Source organism: Streptomyces sp. ATCC 21386 (genome assembly GCF_018728545.1).
Lineage (GTDB): Bacteria > Actinomycetota > Actinomycetes > Streptomycetales > Streptomycetaceae > Streptomyces.
The window spans coordinates 2,065,177-2,085,753 of the sequence record NZ_JAAVVL010000001.1 but is presented as its reverse complement, the minus strand read 5'-3'; the positions used below and the strand labels follow the sequence as shown (position 1 = coordinate 2,085,753).

Below are 20,577 nucleotides of genomic sequence, written 5' to 3'. Positions count from 1 at the left end.
GAAGGCCCCTTACTGCGGCCGAGGTTCACCTGGCGCGTCGCGCCCGTAGGACAGCCACGCCGACACCAGCGATCACGATGGCCGCGGCGGCTGCGCCGAGCGTGATCCACAGGATGTTGCTGTCGTTGGTCGATTCCGCGGCTGATCCAGCCGCGGAGGTGCCGCCTGTCGAGGCCCTTTCGGGGGCTTGGGACGCGGTTGAGTGAGAGGAGGTGGAGGAGGGAGAGGGTGAGGCGGTGGATGCGGAGTTGGCCAGCAAGTCGCCGCCGTTCTCCTTTGCGAGGGGGTCGACGTTTGCGGGGCCTGCGTCGTAGTTGGGGTCTTCGAGGACCTTACGCGGGCGGACCATTCCATAACCGGCGTACTTGCTCGGATCGCCCTTCGCCCACGTACGGCTGGCGGTGTCGATCAGGGATCGGGTGACCTGGTTCACCGTCCAGTCGGGGTGGGCGGACCAGATCAGGGCGGCGGAGGCTGAGGCGATGGAGACTGCGGGACTCGTACCAGACTTGTCGTCACAGTACGAACGGAAGGTCGTATCGCACCACCCTGGGAAGCCGTCTCCCGGCGCCGAGAGGTCAACGTAGTCTCCGGAGGAGGAGAACTCTGGCACCGTGCCGGAGGAATCCACAGCCGCGACCCCGACTACATACGGGTATGCTGCCGGGTAACCAATCGAGCCTTTGGTCTGCCCCTTGTTACCAACAGAGGCAATCATCAGTTTTCCCTTCGAGGCGGCGTACTCGATGGCCTCTTCCTCCTCGGAACTCGGCCCCACCGATCCGAACGACATGCTGATGATCTGCGCGTCGGTGTCGGCAGCCGCCCTGATCGCGTCTATGGCATCCGGCGTCTTCTCCCGTTCCTCCGCTCCCCCTTTGAGTCCATCAAGCTCGATGCGATACGGAACGATTTTCGCCCCCGGTGCCAAGCCCTGCAGGCTCCCTCCGGCTCCCGTACCTGCTATCAATTCAGCCATGGAAGTTCCATGACCGAGATAATCGTCCGTGGCTCCGTACGCAACCGACTTGGGCACTTCGTCGGTCAGGACCTGCCCCTTCAAGGAAGCGGTATTCGCGTTCACCCCGCTGTCGATGAGTGCAATCTTGATGCCCTTCCCCGTGCTGACCTTCCACATTTGTTCGGCCTGCATCGGTTCCAGGTACCACTGCTTGGATTGAGCATCGTACGCAGCGGCGCCAGGGGCGAAACCCACGTTCACAACCGCCAGGGCACCGAGGACCGCGACCACAGCCCGCGCCGGTCTACGGCAATGCGATCTGTGGAGCGCGGTCCGCTCGGCTCGTCGACTGGTCCCTGACCTCATTGTGTCCGTGTCCTCGCTCACGTTCAGTTGGCGACCGGCGGCACATCACGCCGCGGCCGGTTGCGCAGATGCGACGCTTCGTCTTCGACCTGGGGGTCGCTACGCGGCGATGCCTGGGCGTACCCGTCTCCACCAGGCCCTCCAGGGTCAGGACCGCGCACGAGACCGGCGCCGCCCTGCGTCAGCCCGTTGCGCTCGGCTCCTGCGATGGAGTTACGTGCGACCGCCCTGCCCGTCACTGCTTCGGATGCTCCTGAACCACCACGCGGGGGTGTCGGGCTTGAACTCGACCCCGCCGTGGACTTGGACGCTCCGAAGACCCCACGCTGCCCAGGGCGGCCAGCATTGGGCCGTGAGTTGGCTGCCCCCTCGCCACCGACGACCATGCCACGAGGAATCCTCGCCCCACCCTTCGCGGACGAGCTACCGCCAGCCGTGGGTTGTCCCCCGACCACTCCGTTGACCCGACCGGCTCCGGTCGCAGGACCGCCGTTCACCCGCGGAGCGGCCGTGCCGCCGGCTCGCGGTGTACCACCGGTGACCGCTCGACCCATCTGGGACGAGTGCGCTCCAGAAGCCATGCCTCTAGCGGGCTGCCCGGTCGGCGTGGCACGCCCCATCTGGTTCATGGGTCCCTGCCCAGTGGAGCGCCCAGGACCAGAATTACTCGAACCGGGCGTACTGGCGCGGCCCTGAGCCGACGCAGGGGTACGAAGACCACCCGTTCCACCCAAATTCCGGCCTGCCGTGCCATTGGAGAACGGCGTCCCAAGGCCGCCCCCGAACATGCTCGACTGGCCGCCCCCGGGAGTAGGGGTACCCGATGTCTGCGGAGTGTGACCAGTCCCAGGTGTGGTCGTGGACGGTGGCAGCGTGCCGACGCTGTCGATATTGATACGGACATGCTCGTCGGGGTACGTGCTCTTGCTGGTGACGTCCTTGGAAGTCAGTTGATTGTCGCTTGCACCGTGCCTGGAGACTTCGCCCGTCGCTTGATCACCCATGGGGGATGTCGTCCCGGTGGCGTGGGAGCCCGCGCCGGACACCGAACTGGCGTAGTCCGCCTGCGGTGCCACAGGCTTGGGAACCCCGACATCAGGCATCGCCGCAAAAACCGGTGTCTTGTCATTCGCGGGCAAAGACGCCAACATCTCTTCGGACACCGCGTAGTACGAAGCCAACCGGTTCATCTGGTTGATCGCCTCTTGGCGGTCTTTCTCCACCCGTACGGCAGCGGCGTACTCACTCTTGTCAGCGACTTTCTCAGCCTCCGTAAAGCGCTCAGGTCGCTTCCGGCTCGGTTCCGAATCGCGAGACGGCATGGCGCCGCGCACCGACGCCAGACCCACGGCAGCAGCAGTGATCTGATCTCCCGCCGCGCCGGCGAAGTCACTCAAGTGCTGTGTGTTGGTGACGAGCGAGCTGCCCCATTTACGGAAGGCATCACCCGACTCTCCGATCCAGTGGACGTTGTCGATGTGACCTTTGAGTTCGTCAGCCGCCGCTTTGATGGCGTCGCGTGCGTCCCACAGAGCCTTGCCCGAGGTTTCCAGATCCTCCGGGTCCGTCTGCTCGACGAGGTCGACCAGCTGATTGAGGTCGAAGTCGCGCTTCTCGAAGTCCGTCCGCTCCGCGATGGTCCGCCCGAGCGGACTGTCCACGAAGGCCGAGCGCATCATGCGGTTGAGCAACCCACCTTGCGGACGGTCCTCAACCCCTCGGACAATATCCGTGACGCCGTTCTGTCCTTCGACGCGATCGAGATCCGCCTCGTGCTGTTTGTCGGTCATCGTCACGCCTTCATGCCGGTGCGACCGTCGTTGATGTGCTGCTTGCCATCCTGGATGTCCTTGACCTGCCCCTGGATGGCGTAGAACCTCTGACGCAGTTCCTCTTCGAGATTGTCGAATCCCCAATGCGCACCCTGAACCGCGATGGCGGTCGCCTCAATCTGCAGATGCAGGATCTTCGACAAGGACGTGAGCTCTCGATGGACCCGGTTGTACTGCATGTACAAGCCGTCGGCCTCAGGGAAGATGCCGTCAGCCCCCGCGCTCAGGGATGTGGATCTGATGGTCTGAGCGCCCACCCTCGTCGGGTTGCCGGCCGAGGTCTCGAGGTCGCGGAGAACCGCATCCACCCGCTTCACGAACTTGTCCAGGGCCTCACCACTGGCCTCCAGGTTCGCCGCCCTGGCCGCCGACACACCCCCCGCCATCTCTGCCGGAAGCACGATGCCCCTCCCCCGTTTCCCCGTACACCCGTCAGCCCCTACCTTGATCGGGACTCGGCCAACCACGCGCCGTACGATTCGCAAAGCGAGCCGTACCTCTCGGCGCTTTGCCACTGTAGTCAACCTGCACAACAGGGCCAACAGCGATGTACGTCAGCCCGGTTACGGGACCGACCGGCTGTCATCCTTTGCCCCTCTTGCCTGTTCGCTGTGAACGGGTGCACATGACGGGCCGTGCACCGGGCCCGCGTGGCTCTGCCCCATGATGCAGGGCACCACGGACGACGGCATCACACTGCTTGCGATCTTCATCAGACTCGCGCAGGCGGTCAATCGGATCTCCGCGTCAACTCCTGCGTGTCGTAGCCGAAGCGGCACCCAGCCACGGGTCCCCTCCCCCTACCAGCCGTCACCGGGGTCCCGAGCACACGTCTCCTGCGAACCTTCACGACTGACAATCTACGTACAGTGGACGTGATCCAAACTCACCATGGGCCGGGTTGCTAACTTGACTCGCACCTGCACCATCGGAACAGCAGCGTCTGTCCCAGACGGTGGCACGAGGAGCGCTGGCCGAGCACACGGGGGAAGGGTCTACGCATGGCATGGGAAGAGTGGGAGCAGCTCAAAGCGGAGGCAGCCCAGCGGCAGTCGATGCACATGCAGTTGAACCAGGTCGAGGGTGGTGGCGGCTCTACTGCGCTTCCGGAGAAGTTCGGGGTCCTCAAGGCCAGTCAGACCGATCTGAGCAAGATCGGCAAGATCGCGCACACCCTCTACAACGATCTCTGGGACAAGGCCCGCGTCGCCGTCCCCAGCAGTGACTCGGCGGCCGGTGACTTGTCGAAGCAGGGCTTCGCTCTCGGCGCCGGCCTCAAGCATGTGTCGACCCGCTGGGAAGAGCAGCTCAAGTCCCTGAGGGACGCCGTCGCGCACATCTCGAACCACATGCATGTCACCACGAAGCTGCACGACGGTGACGATGGCTACATCCAGCGGCAAATGAGCAGCATCGACGCGTTGGACGCAGGATTCGACGAACGCGTCGGCGGGCCTGGTGAAAAGAACCGCGCCTATTACCCGGAGGAGAGCAAGAAGAAGGAGTAGCGGCGGCTCGGGCCGTCGACGGCATGGTCCCACCGCGCCGCCCGGTACCAGCATCTGCGCCGTGAAGCACCCGACGCCTACTCCCCCTACTTCCCTGCCCTGAGGACGAAACCCGATGCAACTCGACACTCTCCTCCATGCCAGCTTCAAACTGCTCGACGACGCCGTCACCGACTGGTCGACACTCGTCGATCGCCTCGAAGAACTGAAGAAGGACGCCGAAGACGGGCTGCATCAGGCCGCGAACAAGGCCAACTGGGCTGGTATGAACGCCCAGGTCTCCAAAGAGTTCATCGGCAAGACGGCGGGTGAGTTCGCCGATGCCCACACACAGGCCAAAACCATTCACAGCATCCTCAGCGACACCCGGGGTGAGCTGAAGGGCTATCACCGGCAACTGACCGAGGCCATCGACCGCGGCCGCAAGAAGAACCTGAAAGTCATCGGGTACGAGGGCGGATTCACAGTCACCTCGGACGTTCCTCCGGAAGGCCGCGCCAAGGCGGACACGGACAACCAGGGGGACATCACCGCGCTTCGCGACGAGGTCCAGGGAATTCTGAACAAAGCCACCCAGAGCGATGACTCGGCAAGTACCGTCCTCCAAGCAATCGCTGATCAGAGCAGGCTGGGCTTCTCGGACGCCAAGTACTCCGACCGGGATTCCGCGGCCGCAGCCGTCAAGGCGGCCAAGGAACTGGCGAAGCTCGCGAAGAAGGACCCCGACGACCTGACGGTCAAGGACTTCGACAGGCTCAACGACGGACTCAAGAAGTACGCAAACGATGCCCTCTTCGGCGAAACGTTCGCGACAACCCTTGGTCCGAAGAAGACTCTTGAGTTCTGGACCGGTGTCACCGACACCAACAGGGGAAACTACGAACTCACTCACAAGCGTCTCGACCAGTTCGACGACCTCCAGCGCAACCTCGGCACCACGCTGGCCCACGCCTCGCAGAGCGACTCCCTGGCCATGACCGACTGGAAGCGCCACGTGATCGACATCGGCGACAAGCCGATCTACGGCACCGGCGGCGGCCCGATGGGCTTCCAGGTCATGAGCAACCTGATGCGAACCGGCGACTACGACGACCAGTTCCTGCACGATTACGGCACCAAACTCATGGACGCCGAGCGCAGGCTCACCGGAAATGGCGAGCATGGGAACGGGGTCTGGCAGCAGGTCGGCAGCAGTCCCCAACTGAACCGGATCGGAGAGGACAGCGGCTCCGACCCACTCACGGGTTACTTGAAGGGCCTGTCCAACAGCCCCGCGGCGGCTACCGATTTCTTCAACCAGCAATACGTGTCGAAGGACAACCCCGACAACCCCTTCGAACGGGACTCGGACGACGCCAACACCTACAAGGGCAAGGTGTCACTGTCCAATTTCCAGTACTTGTTCGAGGAGCGGCAGTGGCCGCAGGAGACCGACTCGAAGGGCGATGATCTCCACACGGGGCAGAACAACCTTGCGTTGGCGCTGGAGGCAGCTACGACGGGGCACCCGGCCGGCGAGCTGCCAACCCCGGATACGCCTGCTCACAACGATCAGCAAGCGAAGCTTTTCAACGCCATCGTCGCTTCCGTTGGAGATGACTCTGGACGCCTGACCGATAACGGGTACATGTCAGACAGCATGGGACAGATGGCCTCGGAGTATCTGCCGGACATCAATAGGGCAGTGAGCGACGTGGCGAGGGATGAGGACTCGCACGCCTGGAACGACATCAAGAGACTTTACCCCGTTGCAGGTACCGACGCCTCGCTGGATCACCCAGACGTCACCAAATTCCTCTTCGCGTTGGGACAGAATGACGAGGGATACGCCGCTGTCGAAGTCGGGCAGCAAGCATACATGGCAAAATTGATGGATTACCACCTTGATCCGGATTTGCCAGCCGACCAAAGATTCTCCGAGAATACAGAGACCACTGTCCGGTACATCTCCTCACGCTCCGGTGAGCTATCAGGCACCCTCGGACTCGGACGTCAGGAAGCCATTGGAAATCCCGGTTCCGACGAGGACAAGGAATTCGACCACTCTATGGCTCAGTACAAGAACGCAATTTCCGGTGGTGTCGGAACTGCCGTAGGGGTCGGCACTTCCTTCATTGCGACGCCATGGATCGGGGCTTTGGTGGGTGGCGGCGCTGGCACAGCGACAAGCCTGGTCCTGGAGCAAGTATTCAAGGACGCCGAGGGGAACGCCCTGGCAGACAAGTACCAACAAATGGGCGACGCCTGGCAAGCCGCTCTTGTCACGAACAACGAGTACGTCGGCATTGGAGCACACACCGCAGCCGCTGAACACGGCTTGTCCAATGCCGAAGATATCGAAACCTGGTCTAGAGAAGGAGCTCGACAAGGTTACGTCAATGCGCGCGCCCTCCTTGACGGCCAGGCCCCCGGTAGCACAACCCCTCCCGGATAAACTCTCAACTTAGCGAGCACACTGTGAGTTACTCTCATATCTGCACTCGAAAGCACCGCACGTCCGCCGCAGTTGGGGCGATTGCGTCCCTCACGATTATTTCGGGGTGCTCCGGAGATCAGGAGAAGCGCGAATACACAGTTCCCGACTCGGCATGCGGAACCTCAATCAACGCAAAGGCGCTGTCCCCCTTTTTGCCTTCCGGAGAAAAACTCACAAGCAAGGCGACCTCAAGCCCTCAGGGGGTCGCCAAATGTTCCATCTCCGTGGACGGAAAGATGATCGTTCAGACTTCTCAGGAATGGTGGAACGACATGAGCATTCTTCAGTTCGCGCGCGGCATGACCTTGGATGATCCCAATCATCAAACAGATGATGGCAAGTATGCTTACTCGGGCTACCAAGCTTTCGGCAAGGCGGCAAACTGCCAGAACAGTAAGCATAAAGAACAAGTTCTCTTTACCGCCGTTCAAGCACCCGGCTCGAAGCATAGAGACGCTGCTGCAATGAAGCAGCTCATTGCCGGCTTCACCAAGGCTGCCGAGAGTTCCACGCAGTGCAACTGACGCAGGACAAACTCACCGAACCGCTCGTGGTTTTCTTGATGAACCACACCCGGCAACAACCACTTCAACCCGACCTGACCATCTACTCAGGTTGAACTCGCGGAGGCCGCAGGGCTGTTGCAAAGTCGGCTTGATCTTGTGGAGTGGCTGGTGCATCGAGGGGCTGCTGTCGGATCTGGACCGCAACAAGGGCTGGACGATGGTAGGGAGAGTCGAGCACGCCAACCCGTACCTTGACCCAGAAGTTCCTTGGTGAACGTTTGGCGGCGCAATCAAAGTATTCGTATGCTGTTCCCTGTCTTCGTCGCGTTGACGAACCTCGTAAATGCGTTGGTGTTGATGGCCAGTGCACCTCGATGGAGCGCTTTCGAGTCGCGTATCCCGACCCACGGCGACGCCAGGGCTATTTCAACGCACTCGTTGTCCGCCGCGCTGTAGCTGCTCTTGAACCAGGCTGCTGTCGCTAGCTTGGCAGAGGCCGGTAGATCGTTCATCGAGTGAACTCCTGTCGTGCTGCAGTCAGTAGATCAAGGCTGGCCGAGGTGTCGGCAGCTTGTGAACGCAGGTAGTCAAACATGAGTTTGTAGTTCTGGACTTCGGTGTGAGCGTCGAGGTAGAGCCCCCGCTTGTGGAGTTCGAGATAGACCACGTTCATGCTGCTGAGTAGGGGGTCCTCGCTGTCGCGTCCGAGGACGAGGAAGTGGCCGCCGGAGCCGGCTGCGTGGGCGCCCGCGGTGAATGGGAGTACTTGGATGTCGACGTTGGGGCGTTGAGCCATAGCGTGCAGATGATTGATCTGCTCGGCCATCACGTCCGTGCCGCCGACGAGTCGCCGGAGCACCGAGTGGTCGAGAACCACCCACAGGTGGAGCGCAGGGATGCGGTCGAGGATGGCCTGCCGCCTGATGCGGGCGTCCACCTTGTTCGCGATCACGTCCGCTTCGGTGCGGACGTCCTGTGCCTCATATAGCGCGAGCGCGTAGCGCGGGGTCTGGAGCAGGCCCGGTACCAGCGCGTTCGCGAAGACGTGCTCGTACGTGGCGACATCCTCGAAGGACATCAGTGGGTCCATGACCTCCGGCACGGCCGGGTGGTCCATCCACCAGCCGTTGTCCAGGTTCCGGACCAGCTCGACCAGCGTGTCCCGTTCCTCGGTCGTCGCATCGCAGGAGTCGGCGAGGGCCCGCATGGTGGGCACCCGGAGCCTGGCGCGGTCCTGCCATGTCTCGTACCGGTTCACGGTCCCTACGGACACACCTGCCCGCTTGGCGACTTCGGACTGCGTGAGGCTCACCCTGGAGCGAAGCGCCTTAAGCGCGCGGGCGATCTGCATGCGGCCGGCGGGGCCTACTGATCCTCGTACTGTCGCCATCTCGTATCCTGCCCGGCCGCTTTCGGTATGGGTCCCTAGCTCTCGGGGCCAACGCCCAGAGCCTACGCAGGCGTTGGCGCATACCCCACTGCTACGTTCACCAGATCGAGTGAGAGCCCAGCCAAGCGACTATCGACCATTGAAATTCAATGGAAGCATGCTCGACGGGCGCACCAAGCGCTCATACCTCTGCTCATTACAGGTCAATGCATCCATCGATCTGAAGGAGTCGTCGTGAGGCGGCTGATCTCACAACTCGGTAACCGAGCAATGGGGTTCTTCGTTCCGACTGGGCGTCATCGAGGAGGGCGACCGCTGACCCCGCACCCGTCGGCGCCAGCTCGGCTTCGCCCCCTCATCTCCCCCACCGTCCAAGCCTGGTACGAGCCCATCGACGGCACCACGACCCGCCTCGTTCGCCCATACCTCACCGCGCACGAGCGTGACGAGGAGGCCCGGGTCCAGCGGCGTCGAGACGACACCCTGCGGTCTGCGACGCACCGGATCGACCGCAACGCCCACGACATCCATGCACAGTTGGAGGCAGCGTGATGGGTGACAAGGAAGCGACTCACGTAAGGCTCCTGCCATGGACCGATGCGCACCGTCAGGCGTGCCTCCTCCTCGCGGACGGCGGCGAGAGCGGCCCTGTCTCCCGGCTGACCGATCAGGAGAGCAGGCAACTGGACCTGGCGGACCGGCTGCTCAGCCGTGCACGGGATGCCCTGACAGACAGCGGCGGGAAGGCGATCGGGCATCTCGGTTTTCTCGCAACTCAGTTGAGTGATGCGCTCACAGACGCATTGTTGATCGCTCGCTCTCGGGGCGCTCATCTTGGTGCAGCCCCGGCAGCACCGCCGTCGGTGGAAAACATCCCTGGCGTGCCCGAGGCGCTGTCATGCACAAGCCCCGTCGAACCGCGGGCCTTCGGTCTGCTCACGTTGCCCGGGGCGGACTTCGCCTCCGCAAGTGTCGCACGCCGCTACGTGCGTGACGCGGCTCAGTGGTGGGGGCTCGCGCCGGATGCCGTGAACGACTTGGAAACCGTTACGGGTGAGCTGATGGCCAATGCCTTGGAGCACAGCGACAGCCGTCTCATCGCGATCACTCTCGCGCTCGGCATCACTACAGCCACCGTGAGCGTGACCGACGAAGGCACGAGTGCAGGGCAGGGGGCCATGGCCCCGTTCCCGCCGCCCCGACCTCCGAAATCGGAAGTAGATGCAGAAGAAGAACACGGGCGCGGCTTGCTCATCACGGCTGCCTTGGCCACCCGCTGGGGGCAGCGCCGGGCGGGCGGCGGCCTGACGTTCTGGGCCGAATTCACCACTCGGTCGCCAGGGCTCGCCAGGTGATATCCACGAACACCACCTTGTGAGGACCCCTTTTTGCCAGGGGTCTCGCACCGTAGTTGTCGGCGTGGATCAGGCGTATCTGTTCGGTGAGCTCGGCATCGCGCAGGCTGCGGGCCGACGGCGGGCGGCTGTGGGCGGCGTAGTAGGTACGACGCTCCGAGCGGCACCGCGGGGTCACAACCAACGATCGGAAGATTCCTGAGCTTCCGCCCTTTGGCCAGCACCAGCCTCCCGTCCTCTAGGGCGGCGTCCTGTGCACCCAAGAGCCTCTCCAGCATGCCCAGTACGCTTCCAGAGTCTCGCGCCTTGATCACTAGGAACGGAACCACCCATGACCGTAGTCCGCTTGTCCGCAGCAACTTGGAGCCTCGCGGCCGTCTCCGTCGGCGTGCTGCTCGGCGGCTGCTCGGCCTCGGTCGACGTCGGAACGTCCACGACGAAGATGTCCTCGGACAAACTGGCCACCATCGTCGCAGAGAAGCTCGCCGCCACAACCGGCCAGCCGAAGCCAGACATCTCCTGCCCCGAGGACCTCGTGGGGAAGGTTGGCACTACGACGCGTTGCACGCTCACAGCAGACGACGGCAGCACCTTGGGCGTAGCGGTCAAGGTGACTTCTGTCGAAGGAGACCAGATCAACTTCGACATCAAGGCCGACAGCGCGGCTTCGCCAGCTCCGAACTGACAACTGAGCAATTCCTGGCTACCCCTCACGAGTGACGATCGTCCACGTCTGTTCACGAAAGTGAGCGTCCCTGGACGCCGGTGATGCACATCTGTATGCAGTCGTCCTCATTCGACAGAAAGAGTTCGATATGCATACAGAACACGACGACAGTTCCGTTCCCCTGACCATGAAGTAGACGTGCGAAGTCGGTGTTGGCGTCAGCCGGTTCGGTGTCTGCACCCGAGACGGCGGTACACCCAGCCGTCCAGGCCGTCCGTGGCCCTGCCCCCCCCCGGTCGGCTCGCTGTCGTCCCGCGCGTCATCGGGAGACGCCGAAGCTCTCGACAGCCAGGTAGATGAGCATGCCGGCCATCGTGATGAAGGTGATGCGGGCGACGATGAAGGCGGAGTCGGGCAGCTCCTCGGCCGATGGGTTGATGCGGGAGCGCCAGGCGCGTACCCAGTCCGCCTTGACGCAGGCCATGGCCAGAAGTGCCACGGACAGAATCAGGCCCAGTACGGTCAGTTGGGTCAGTGCGTCCATGTGTTGCCTCCCGGCCGTCGTTGCTTGCGTCGTGCATCCCGCACCGCCACCGCCGTGCCGCTCAGTCCCGCCACCAGGACGAGGCCGCCTACGGTCACATACGTAGCCAGGCGCGTGTTTCGTTCCTCCGCTGACTCGCCGAAGTGCAGCGGGGTGACCGAGGGTGCCTCGCCCCTGGCTACTCCGCCCTCGGGCTTCGGGCTCTCGACAGGGCGCTCCGGGTCCACGTTCGTCAGCGCGTTGACGGGGTCGACCACTCCCCACCCCACCAAGGGGTCATGACCGGGGATCGAGCGTTCCGCTGTCTGTTCGATCTGGGCGACGACCTGCTGGGCGGTCCAGTCCGGGTACTTGGACTTCAGGAGAGCCGCCACACCGGCCACGTACGGCGCGGAGAAGCTCGTGCCGTTGTCGGAGCAGTGGCCGCCGTCGGGGACTGTGGAGATCATGTCGACGCCTGGGGCTGCGACTCCTACGAATTCCCCTGATTGTGAGAAGGGGGCGCGTTCGTTGTTGCGGTCGGAGGACGCCACCGCCAGGACTCCCTCGTACGACGCCGGGTAGGTGACCTTGACGTTGCCGCCCAGGCCGTCGTTGCCGGCCGAGGCGACGACCACGACCTTGTTGTCGAGGGCGTAGTCGACGGCGTCCTCCAGTCTCGTATCGGGCCTCACGGCGTTGGCCGTGTCCTGCGAGATGTTGATGACATCGGCGCCCACGTCGACGGCGTGACGGATCGACGACGCCAGGGTGAGGGCCGTTCCGTCGCCCTCCGCGTTGTTCTGCTTGATCGGAATGATCTTGGCGTCCGGGGCCAGGCCCACGAAGCCGGTCCCCTTCAGCGGCCGGGCCGCGATGATGCCGGCCACGCGCGTGCCGTGGCCCACTGTGTCGGTGGTGCCCTGGCTGTTGCCCCGGTCGATCTTCTCACCCTCGGAGTTCTTCGCAGGCAGGTAGTTCGCGCCCTTGGCGGCGTCCACGGCCTCGGTGAGCTGGGGGTTCTTGACATCCACCCCTGTGTCGATCACGGCCACCTGGACGTTCTTCCCCGTGGACAGCGCCCACAGCTCGTCGAGGTTGACGCGTTGCAGCGCCCAGGGACGGCCCACGTAGTCCTTCGACGGGAACGTGCACTGGCCGGCGTCGGCCCAGGCAGTGGTCGCGGGCAGAGCGAGTACCGAGGTGGTGGCGATCAGCGCGGTCGCGGCGGCCCGGACCGTCGGTCTCGTATCCCAGACGCCCCGGAGCCACCACGTCTCTGTGTTCCGCCTGATCCGCGCGCTCAGCACCCTCGCGTTCGTCTTCGACATCGCTTCGCTCCACTCCCCCGCGCGTCTACGAACCCTGCGGCTGCCGCGCCGCCGCCTCCGACAGGCGCGGCCCCGTCGGCAGGAACGTCGACCACTGCGCCGGGATGGGAGAGGGCGTCACCTTCTCGTAGCCGAGCCGGGTCTGGGCGATCTTCGCCTCGTTGAGCTCTTCCTCACGCTGCTTCGCCGAGGTGCCGATGCCGTCGTCCCCGGTGGTGCTGTCGCTGTTGGACTGCAGCGCGTAACGCAGGCCCGTGTCCGTGACCAGGAAGACGCCACCTGCCCTCGTCTCAGCGCCCTTGAACTGACGGTAGAGCTGGCCGGAGCCCGGAGTGACATACGCGCTGGAGGAACCGGTCGGCAGTTGAGCCGGGAAGTCGGTGCCCACCCAGGTGGACAGCTTCGTCTTCCCCTTCGAGCCGACCGACAGCAGGACGTTGCAGACGGTGTTGCGTCCCGAGCTGGCGCTGGACCCGTCGTTCACCGTCTTCGGCTTGAACTCCGGCCAGGTCTTGTCCGCCTCGAAGGTCGTACTGTCGGCGACCGCACTGGGGTGGACCTGTTGCGCCTCCCCGGCCTGTCCGACGTCGACGAGGTCCCCGCTGTTGAGCAGCAGCGTGGCGACGAACTCGGAGATCCGGGCCACCTCGCCCTGCAGCACCACGTAGTACTGCATTCGCCGGCCGTCGTATGCCTTGATGACCTCACCGACCTTGTCGTACTGGTCGAGGCCGGTGGAGGCGTTCGCCTTCGTGCCGGGCGTACCGCCGATCTCGGGGATGGAGATCGGGTCGCCCTTGTGGAGGGTGTCGAGCCATTTCTGGGACACGCGCTGCGGGTCTCTGCCCTGGGTGTCGAGGGCCTTGAGCAGTTCGGTGTCGGTCGGGTCGGCCAGCTGGTACGCCGTGCCCCGCGCGTCGATCACGTACTGCGTCTTGCCGTCGGGGCCGACGACGTACATCAGGTCGCCGCCGGAGAGCTTCTCGGAGCCTTGCGTCTTGCCGAACTCCTTCTCGGCCAGGACGAACGCGGCTTTCTGGATGGCGCGGCCCCCGTCACCGGGACGCTCGCACACGGCCCAGCGCTTGGCGACCTCCGCCTCGTCGGGGGAGGGGAGACGGTCGGGCGCGTAGGGGATCCCGATCGTGGCGCCGTGTGGTGGCTTGCCGCTGTCGAGGATCTCCTCGTCGACGGTGATGATGTCGGCCTTGCCGGGATCCAGGAGCAGTTTGGCCGACGCCATGTTGAGAACCGGATGCAGTTGCTCGCGACCATCCGTCTTCAGCACCACGTAGCGGGTGGTGGAATCGCTCGCCACGATGACGTGCTCCTCCGCCTTGGCCCAGTCCTTGGGTGCCTTCGGGCTGAACACACCGATGCCCCCGAAGACCGCGAGAATCACGACACCGACGACAGCGCCGGGCCACAGCGCCCGCAGCGGCTTGGGGGCGCCTTCCTCCGAACCCGATGGAGACGGCTGAAGGAAGGATGCGAGCGTACGGCGCTTCGCGAAGGTGTAGGCGTTGAGTTCGTCCCGCCGTGATGCCATCTGTGTCCGCTCTCTCCCCGTGCGGAGCCATGGGGGGAACTGTGAAGATCCGCCCCAGTCCTCAATTGCCTCTGGCGCCCAGGCTGTCAGAGCCGCCCCCTACTATGCCTGTTGCGTGACTGTGCTGATGGCACGGGCAGGGCGCTCAGGCTGCGCAGGGCTCTGAGTGCATGGGTTTTCGGGAGAGTTCGGGGGTTTTGGAGCAGTGGCTTCCGCAACACGGGCCCGGTCGCGATCGCAATCGGGGCCGCGATCAGGTGGCACGCTTCGGTCGCGTTCGCGCGGTTCGTCTTCTCCTTCTCCGACAGCGCGGTCGGGAGCGGCTCCCGACGCCGCCGCGTCTTCACGCGGGTCCGTGTCGCCCCATCTGAGGTCCCACTCGGGGCACGGTGGCTCGTTCGCGGTACAGCGGCTGGTGATGCTGGAGATGGCGGCCGCCCTCGTGGTCGTCGGATGGCTCGTCGGTACGGCCGCGCTCATTCCGGCCGTCGCGGCCGCCGCCGTGCTGGTCGTGCTCGCTCTCGTACGACGCCGCGGACACTCCCTGCCCGAGTGGCTGGTCTCGCTGCTGGCACTTCGGGCCCGTATGCGCAGGGCCGCGAGCACACCGGCCCCTTCGGGGATCGATTCCGGCCTCGCACCTGCCGTGGAGTGTGATCCCAGCCTGCGGACGTACAGCTTCCACCGCGGCGACCGTCGCGATCAACGGCCGGTCGGCATGGTGGGCGACGGAGGATTCCTCACCGCGGTGCTCCAGCTGGAGTCGGATGCCGGTGCGCTGCGCGCCGAGCGCAGTCGCCGACCACTCCCCGTCGCTCTCGTGCAGGACGTCCTCGAAGTCGACGGAATCCGGCTGGAGTCGGCCCAGATCCTGGTGCACACCCAGCCGGCGCCCGCGCTGCATCTGCCCCAGCAGTCGGTCGTCGTGAGCAATTACGCACCGCTCCAGGCCCAGACCGGCGCTCCGGCGGTGCGCATCATGTGGATAGCGTTGAAACTCGACCCGGAGTCGTGCCCTGAAGCGGTGGCCGCGCGCGGCGGCGGGCTCCGTGGGGCGCAGAAGTGTCTGGTGCGGTCTGCGGAACACTTGTCCAGTCGACTGACCGGCGCCGGCTTCCGGGCCAATCTGTTGACGGAGGAGGAGCTGACAGCCGCCATCGCCACCTCCGCGTGCGCCAACCCGATGGTGACCGCGCAGGCCGCACAGACCGGGCGGGACGAGGCACCACAGCGGCGGACCGAGGAGTCCAGCCGCAGCTGGCGCTGTGACAATCGTCGCCACACCACGTACTGGGTGCGCCGCTGGCCTCAACTGGGCGAGTCCGGCACCTCGCTGGCACAGTTGGTGGCACACCTGACCGCGGTTCCCGCGCTGGCGACGACCTTCAGTCTGACGCTGGCCGAGCGAGGCCGAAAAGACGTCACCCTTGCGGGTCACCTTCGCATCACCGGTCGCAGCAATCAGGAGCTGACCGACGCGCGGCGCGAGCTGGAGCATGCCGCGCGTCAGGCGCGGACCGGGCTCGTGCGTCTGGACCGTGAACAACTCCCCGGCGTCCTCGCCACCCTGCCGCTCGGAGGTACCCGCTGATGGCCATGAGGGCATCGGCATCGCCGTCATCCGCGTCCGCACCGGAAGTCACTTCGGAGGTCACGGGCCTCGGACGGCGACTGCGCACCGGGTTCGGGCTGTTGGGTCCCCGGCACCCGCGGCACACACTGCCCGTGGAGCAGGTGGGGGCACTCTCCCTGCCCATCGGAGACGACGGTGTGGTGGTGGGTGTCAACCAACAGGGCCAGCCCGCCGTTCTCGGGATCAACCGGCCGACCCCGTTCGACGTCGTCCTCATCGGCGGTCTGTGGACGGCCCAGGTTTTGGCGCTCCGCACGGCAGCGACGGGGGCGCGCGTCGCCGTGGAGACGGGACGGGCACAGGCCTGGATACCGCTGGTGCACGCCTTGGGCGGCGGTCAGAACGGCCTGGCCGTTTACGACGTGGGGCGAGTGCCGCCCCAGGGCGCGTCGGCCGGCACACCGGTGTTGGTGGTGCGTGACTGCGGCATGCGACCTCCCCGCGGACGCGTGGCAACAGCACCTTGGCAGTCCGTACTCACGCTTCTTCCCTATCTGAGTCCGGTCGCGCCGCGGCTGATGCGCCAGGCCCGTCTCGTGGGCGTACAGCGGGTGTCGCCGGACGAGGCCACGGAGATCGGGCGCGTGATAAGCCTGCCGCACCCCGAGGTCCGGTCCCTGCCCGGACTGCAGGACGGCATCACACTGTGGTGCGCAGAGAGGGACCGGCAGTACGTGATGACCCAGGCCACCGACGCGGAGACCGGTCTCCTGGGTGTGGCGCGTCGCATGGACTGAACCGCCCGTTCAGGACGAGCCCGGCAGCGACGACCAGGCAGAGTCCATATGTCCAAGTTGCCGCATAGTCGCGCTGATTGAGCACTTCGCGAAAGCCGGTCGGGAGAGACGGGCCTGCTGTGCCCGCGGTTGCGATGATTAGGCTGGGGTACAGCACGTCGCGAGTTGCCCGCGATCGGGTGGTACGGGCTGTGCGACATGGCCCGGGGCCCGAGGGGGGATCAGCCCGGCGAAACGGACGACAGGAACGGTCGCCCCAGCACGACATGAGGGTGCTCGACCACACCAGGAGGAATTGTGAGCAGCGATCGGGACGGGATGCGCGGGGGATGGGCCACACCCGACGATGACCAGCCCGACGCGGAGTCCGCCGTCGAGGCGACGGGCGAGTTCACCATCGACTACGCGCCGCCTGCCTGGTACACGCAGAATGCTTCTTCGCAGGGGGCCGGTTCGGAAGCGAGTTCGGGTGCGGGTACGAACGCTGACGCGGGGGCGGGCCCGGAAGGCGTTTCGCCCGCCGTGGGGGCCGTGACGCCTCCGCCCGCGCCGCCGGTCGGTCCGCCAGTCGATGCGTCCGGTGCGCCGGTTGGCGCTTCGGGTGGTTCGGGTGGGACGTTGCCGCCGCCCTGGCCCCCGGTGGCCGCCGCGCCCGAGGTCGGCGGCCAGGGTGCGGACATCGAGAGCGGCGCGACCATGCGCATTTCCGCCACCGCGTTGAAGCGTGAGATCGCGGATGTGGCCGCGCCCACGGGTGCCTCCGGCGAGGCTGCGGATGCGGATGCGGGTGCAGCTTCGGGTGCGAGCGAAGTGAGTGGCGCCGCCTCCGCTGCCGCTGAGGTCGTCGGGACGTCGGGTGATGCCGCCGAGGTGGCGGCTGGTTCTGCCGGTGCAGAGGTGGCGGCTGGTTCTGCCGGTGCAGAGGTGGCGGCTGGTTCTGCCGGTGCAGAGGTGGCGGCTGGTTCTGCCGGTACCGCTGGGAGCGAGCAGGCCGGCGACGTCGCGGCCTCCGAGGACGTCTCCGCAAGCGTCACGGATGCGGCCGAGCCGGTGGGTTCGGGATCTCAGGACGCCGTTGCGCAGACTGCCGGTCCACAGGCCCCCTCCCCTCAGGGCTCAGACCCACAGGAGCCGTCCGCCCAGGGGCCGGATTCGCAGGACAGTCCCGCCCCCGGCACCGTCCCACAGGGGGCTCCCGCCGAGGGCATCGCTCCGCAGGGCGCGGCTCCGCTGGACGCGACTCCGCCGAATGCCCTTCCTGAGGATCCCGCCCCGCAGGACCCCGCTCCCGACGCCCCCAAGGCCGCCCATTCCTCTCCCGGCGCTGAGCCCCGGGCCACCGCTTCGCAGGAGTCCGCTCCCCAAGCCACCGCGCCCCAGGGTGCGGCTCCTCAGCCCACCCCGCCCCAGGACGTCCCGGCGCAGCCCGCCACTCCTCAGGCCGCCCCGCCCGCCAACGCTCCCGGCGCCCCCACCGCCGTACCGCAGGCGCCTCCCGCCTGGACGCCTCCGCCGCCGCACAGTGCGCTTCCGCCGTTGCCGCCCGCGTTTCAGCTCGCTGACGCCCAGGCTCCCGCACCGGCGGCGCCCTGGCCCCCGTCCGCACCGCAGGCGCCGACGACACCTGCGGTTCCTGAAACGCCCGGCGGGCAGCAGCCGGCTGCCGCGCAGGGGGAGCCCTCCGTGCCGCCCCAGCAGCCGTTCCACCCGCAAGCCCCTCAGGGCGCGCCCTCGGCCTGGGGCAATCCGGTCGACGCCGCGTCCGCCGCCGCCCCCGGTGCATCTGGCATCCCCGGCGCACCCGTGCCGCCCGCCGATGCCTCCGCTGCGCCGACCCCCGCAGCCGGTCCGACGCCCCCGCAGACCCCCGGCACCCCCTCCCCCGCCGGTTACGGCTTCCCGCCGCCCGGTGCTCCCGTTCCCCCGCAGGCCCCCATCCCCCAGCAGAGCGGCTACGGCTTCCCCCAGCCCCCCGCCCAACCAGGCCAGCCGGGACAGCCGGGACAGCCGGGACCAGGCCAGCGACCAGGCCAGCCGGAGCAGCAGGGGACCCCCGGCGGTGTGCCCGTGCCTCCGCCGCAGGGCTACGGCTTTCCTCAGCAGGCCGGGCAGCCCGGCCCCCAGTACCCCCCGGCGCCCCAGCCCGGCTACGGGTTCCCGCCCGCCGCCGCTCCGGGAGCCCCGGCGCCGACCCCTCCGGGACCGCCCAACTCCCCGGCGCCCCAGGCCGGGTACGGGTTCCCCCAGCCCCCCGCCCAGCCGGGACACCCGGGCCACCCCGGTCAACCCCAGCCTTCCCAGCCTCCCTTCGCCGGTCAGCCCGGACAGCCCGGACACCCGGGACATCCTGGTGAGGCCGGTCAGCCCGGTGGGCAGCCCCAGCCGTCCGCTCCCGTCGACCCCCGCACCGGTGCCGCCTGGCCGCAGGCCGTGCAGCACGATCAGCGGCAGCCGACCAACCCGGGTGTGGCACCGCTCGGTTACACGGCCGCCGTGGAGCTGTCGTCGGACCGGCTGCTGAACAGCAAGAAGCAGAAGCAGAAGAGCAGCCGTCCGGCCTCGGGCGGCGGGCTGTTCAAGCTGGGCGGCAAGAAGGAGGAGGCCGAGCGGCAGCGGAAGCTGGAGCTGATCACGACGCCGGTGCTGTCCTGCTACCGCATCGCGGTCATCAGCCTCAAGGGCGGCGTCGGCAAGACGACGACCACCACGGCCCTCGGTTCGACCCTCGCCACCGAGCGCCAGGACAAGATCCTCGCGATCGACGCCAACCCGGACGCCGGCACGCTCGGCCGTCGGGTGCGGCGCGAGACCGGGGCCACCATCCGCGACCTCGTCCAGGCGATCCCGTACCTCAACTCGTACATGGACATCCGGCGGTTCACCTCGCAGGCGGCCTCCGGTCTGGAGATCATCGCCAACGACGTGGACCCCGCCGTCTCGACGACGTTCAACGACGAGGACTACCGGCGGGCGATCGACATCCTCGGCAAGCAGTACCCGATCATCCTTACCGACTCGGGCACCGGTCTCCTCTACAGCGCGATGCGCGGGGTGCTCGACCTCGCCGACCAGCTGATCATCATCTCGACGCCGTCCGTGGACGGTGCGAGCAGCGCCAGTACGACACTGGACTGGCTCTCCGCGCACGGGTACCAGGATCTCGTGGCACGCTCCATCACGGTGATCTCCGGCGTGCGCGAGACCGGCAAGATGATCAAGGTGGAGGACATCGTCTCCCACTTCGAGACGCGCTGCCGTGGCGTCGTGGTCGTGCCGTTCGACGAACACCTCTCCGCGGGCGCCGAGTTGGACCTCGACATGATGCGGCCGAAGGTGCGGGAGGCGTACTTCACGCTCGCCGCGATGGTCGCCGAGGACATCGCCCGGCACCAGCAGTCGCACGGCCTGTGGACGTCGGACGGCAACCCGCCGCCGGTCGTGGCCCCGCCGATGCCGGGTCAGCAGGCGCCGGGCCAGCAGACGCCCGGTCAGCAGCCGTACGCGCCGCAGTATCCGCAACATCCACAGCAGGGGCAGCAGCCGTATCCCGGTCAGCCCTATCCGGGTCAGCCGGCCCCCGGCCAGGCCCCGCAGCCCTACGGCCACCCCGGCCACCCCGGGGAGCCCGGCCATCCCGGCCAGCCCGCCCCCGGGGCGCCGTACCCGCCGCAGCAGGGTCAGCCGCACCCCCCGGCCCCGCCCCAGCAGTAGCCCGGCGCCGCACTACAAAGTGGCACGACTGA

16 protein-coding genes are annotated in these 20,577 nt (G+C 66.4%); 8 read left to right on the top strand and 8 right to left on the bottom strand.

The window, feature by feature from the left end:
- Positions 1–25: 25 nt before the first annotated feature.
- The 3 genes from GWK25_RS09110 to GWK25_RS09100 form a co-directional block, all read right to left on the bottom strand.
- Positions 26–1,252 (bottom strand): S8 family serine peptidase, encoded by a 1,227-nt coding sequence (locus GWK25_RS09110; RefSeq protein WP_308404195.1) that lies wholly within the window; start codon positions 1,250–1,252, stop codon positions 26–28.
- 98 nt (positions 1,253–1,350) lie between these two features.
- The gene (locus GWK25_RS09105) at positions 1,351–3,117 is read right to left on the bottom strand and encodes a hypothetical protein (protein ID WP_215449284.1); all 1,767 of its coding nucleotides are present in this window, start codon (positions 3,115–3,117) and stop codon (positions 1,351–1,353) included.
- Positions 3,118–3,119: 2 nt separating this feature from the next.
- Positions 3,120–3,560: a hypothetical protein gene (locus GWK25_RS09100; RefSeq protein WP_215449283.1), complete on the bottom strand. Its 441-nt coding sequence runs from the start codon at positions 3,558–3,560 to the stop codon at positions 3,120–3,122.
- Positions 3,561–4,160: 600 nt separating this feature from the next.
- Here GWK25_RS09100 and GWK25_RS09095 point away from each other — a divergent pair.
- The 3 genes from GWK25_RS09095 to GWK25_RS43285 all read left to right on the top strand — a co-directional run bounded on the left by GWK25_RS09095 (position 4,161) and on the right by GWK25_RS43285 (position 7,667).
- On the top strand, positions 4,161–4,667 hold the full coding sequence (locus tag GWK25_RS09095) for a hypothetical protein (RefSeq protein WP_215449282.1): 507 nt from the start codon (positions 4,161–4,163) through the stop codon (positions 4,665–4,667).
- 115 nt (positions 4,668–4,782) lie between these two features.
- Positions 4,783–7,101 (top strand): hypothetical protein, encoded by a 2,319-nt coding sequence (locus tag GWK25_RS09090; protein ID WP_215449281.1) that lies wholly within the window; start codon positions 4,783–4,785, stop codon positions 7,099–7,101.
- Between the two features lie 314 nt (positions 7,102–7,415).
- Complete coding sequence (locus GWK25_RS43285; protein WP_251828782.1) at positions 7,416–7,667, top strand: hypothetical protein; 252 nt, start codon at positions 7,416–7,418, stop codon at positions 7,665–7,667.
- 272 nt (positions 7,668–7,939) lie between these two features.
- Here GWK25_RS43285 and GWK25_RS09080 read toward each other — a convergent pair whose 3' ends face one another.
- On the bottom strand, positions 7,940–8,161 hold the full coding sequence (locus tag GWK25_RS09080) for a DUF397 domain-containing protein (RefSeq protein ID WP_215449280.1): 222 nt from the start codon (positions 8,159–8,161) through the stop codon (positions 7,940–7,942).
- Positions 8,158–9,000, bottom strand: coding sequence for a helix-turn-helix transcriptional regulator (locus GWK25_RS09075; protein ID WP_215449279.1), 843 nt, complete (start codon positions 8,998–9,000; stop codon positions 8,158–8,160). Before GWK25_RS09075 ends, GWK25_RS09080 begins: the two co-directional genes overlap by 4 nt.
- Before the next feature lie 590 nt (positions 9,001–9,590).
- Here GWK25_RS09075 and GWK25_RS09070 point away from each other — a divergent pair.
- Together GWK25_RS09070 and GWK25_RS09065 are read left to right on the top strand one after the other, a co-directional pair.
- Positions 9,591–10,394, top strand: a complete 804-nt coding sequence (locus GWK25_RS09070) for an ATP-binding protein (protein ID WP_215449278.1) — start codon at positions 9,591–9,593, stop codon at positions 10,392–10,394.
- 331 nt (positions 10,395–10,725) lie between these two features.
- The gene (locus GWK25_RS09065; protein ID WP_215449277.1) at positions 10,726–11,079 is read left to right on the top strand and encodes a DUF4333 domain-containing protein; all 354 of its coding nucleotides are present in this window, start codon (positions 10,726–10,728) and stop codon (positions 11,077–11,079) included.
- 301 nt (positions 11,080–11,380) lie between these two features.
- Here the strand turns inward: GWK25_RS09065 and GWK25_RS09060 are convergent, their stop codons facing one another.
- Genes GWK25_RS09060 through eccB form a run of 3 tightly spaced genes read right to left on the bottom strand, consistent with a single transcriptional unit; the run spans position 11,381 to position 14,464 of the window.
- Positions 11,381–11,605: a hypothetical protein gene (locus tag GWK25_RS09060; protein ID WP_215449276.1), complete on the bottom strand. Its 225-nt coding sequence runs from the start codon at positions 11,603–11,605 to the stop codon at positions 11,381–11,383.
- Positions 11,593–12,915 (bottom strand): type VII secretion-associated serine protease mycosin, encoded by a 1,323-nt coding sequence (gene mycP / locus GWK25_RS09055; protein WP_215449275.1) that lies wholly within the window; start codon positions 12,913–12,915, stop codon positions 11,593–11,595. The genes GWK25_RS09060 and mycP overlap by 13 nt, the downstream gene beginning before the upstream one ends.
- 25 nt (positions 12,916–12,940) lie before the next feature.
- The gene (gene eccB, locus GWK25_RS09050; protein WP_215449274.1) at positions 12,941–14,464 is read right to left on the bottom strand and encodes a type VII secretion protein EccB; all 1,524 of its coding nucleotides are present in this window, start codon (positions 14,462–14,464) and stop codon (positions 12,941–12,943) included.
- 205 nt (positions 14,465–14,669) lie between these two features.
- Here eccB and eccE point away from each other — a divergent pair, with 205 nt between their 5' ends.
- From eccE to GWK25_RS09035, 3 genes are all read left to right on the top strand, one after another.
- Complete coding sequence (gene eccE, locus GWK25_RS09045) at positions 14,670–16,055, top strand: type VII secretion protein EccE (protein WP_215449273.1); 1,386 nt, start codon at positions 14,670–14,672, stop codon at positions 16,053–16,055.
- Positions 16,056–16,060: 5 nt separating this feature from the next.
- Positions 16,061–16,834, top strand: coding sequence for a hypothetical protein (locus GWK25_RS09040; RefSeq protein ID WP_215449272.1), 774 nt, complete (start codon positions 16,061–16,063; stop codon positions 16,832–16,834).
- A gap of 297 nt (positions 16,835–17,131) precedes the next feature.
- Complete coding sequence (locus tag GWK25_RS09035; RefSeq protein WP_215449271.1) at positions 17,132–20,545, top strand: SCO5717 family growth-regulating ATPase; 3,414 nt, start codon at positions 17,132–17,134, stop codon at positions 20,543–20,545.
- Positions 20,546–20,577: the final 32 nt, after the last annotated feature.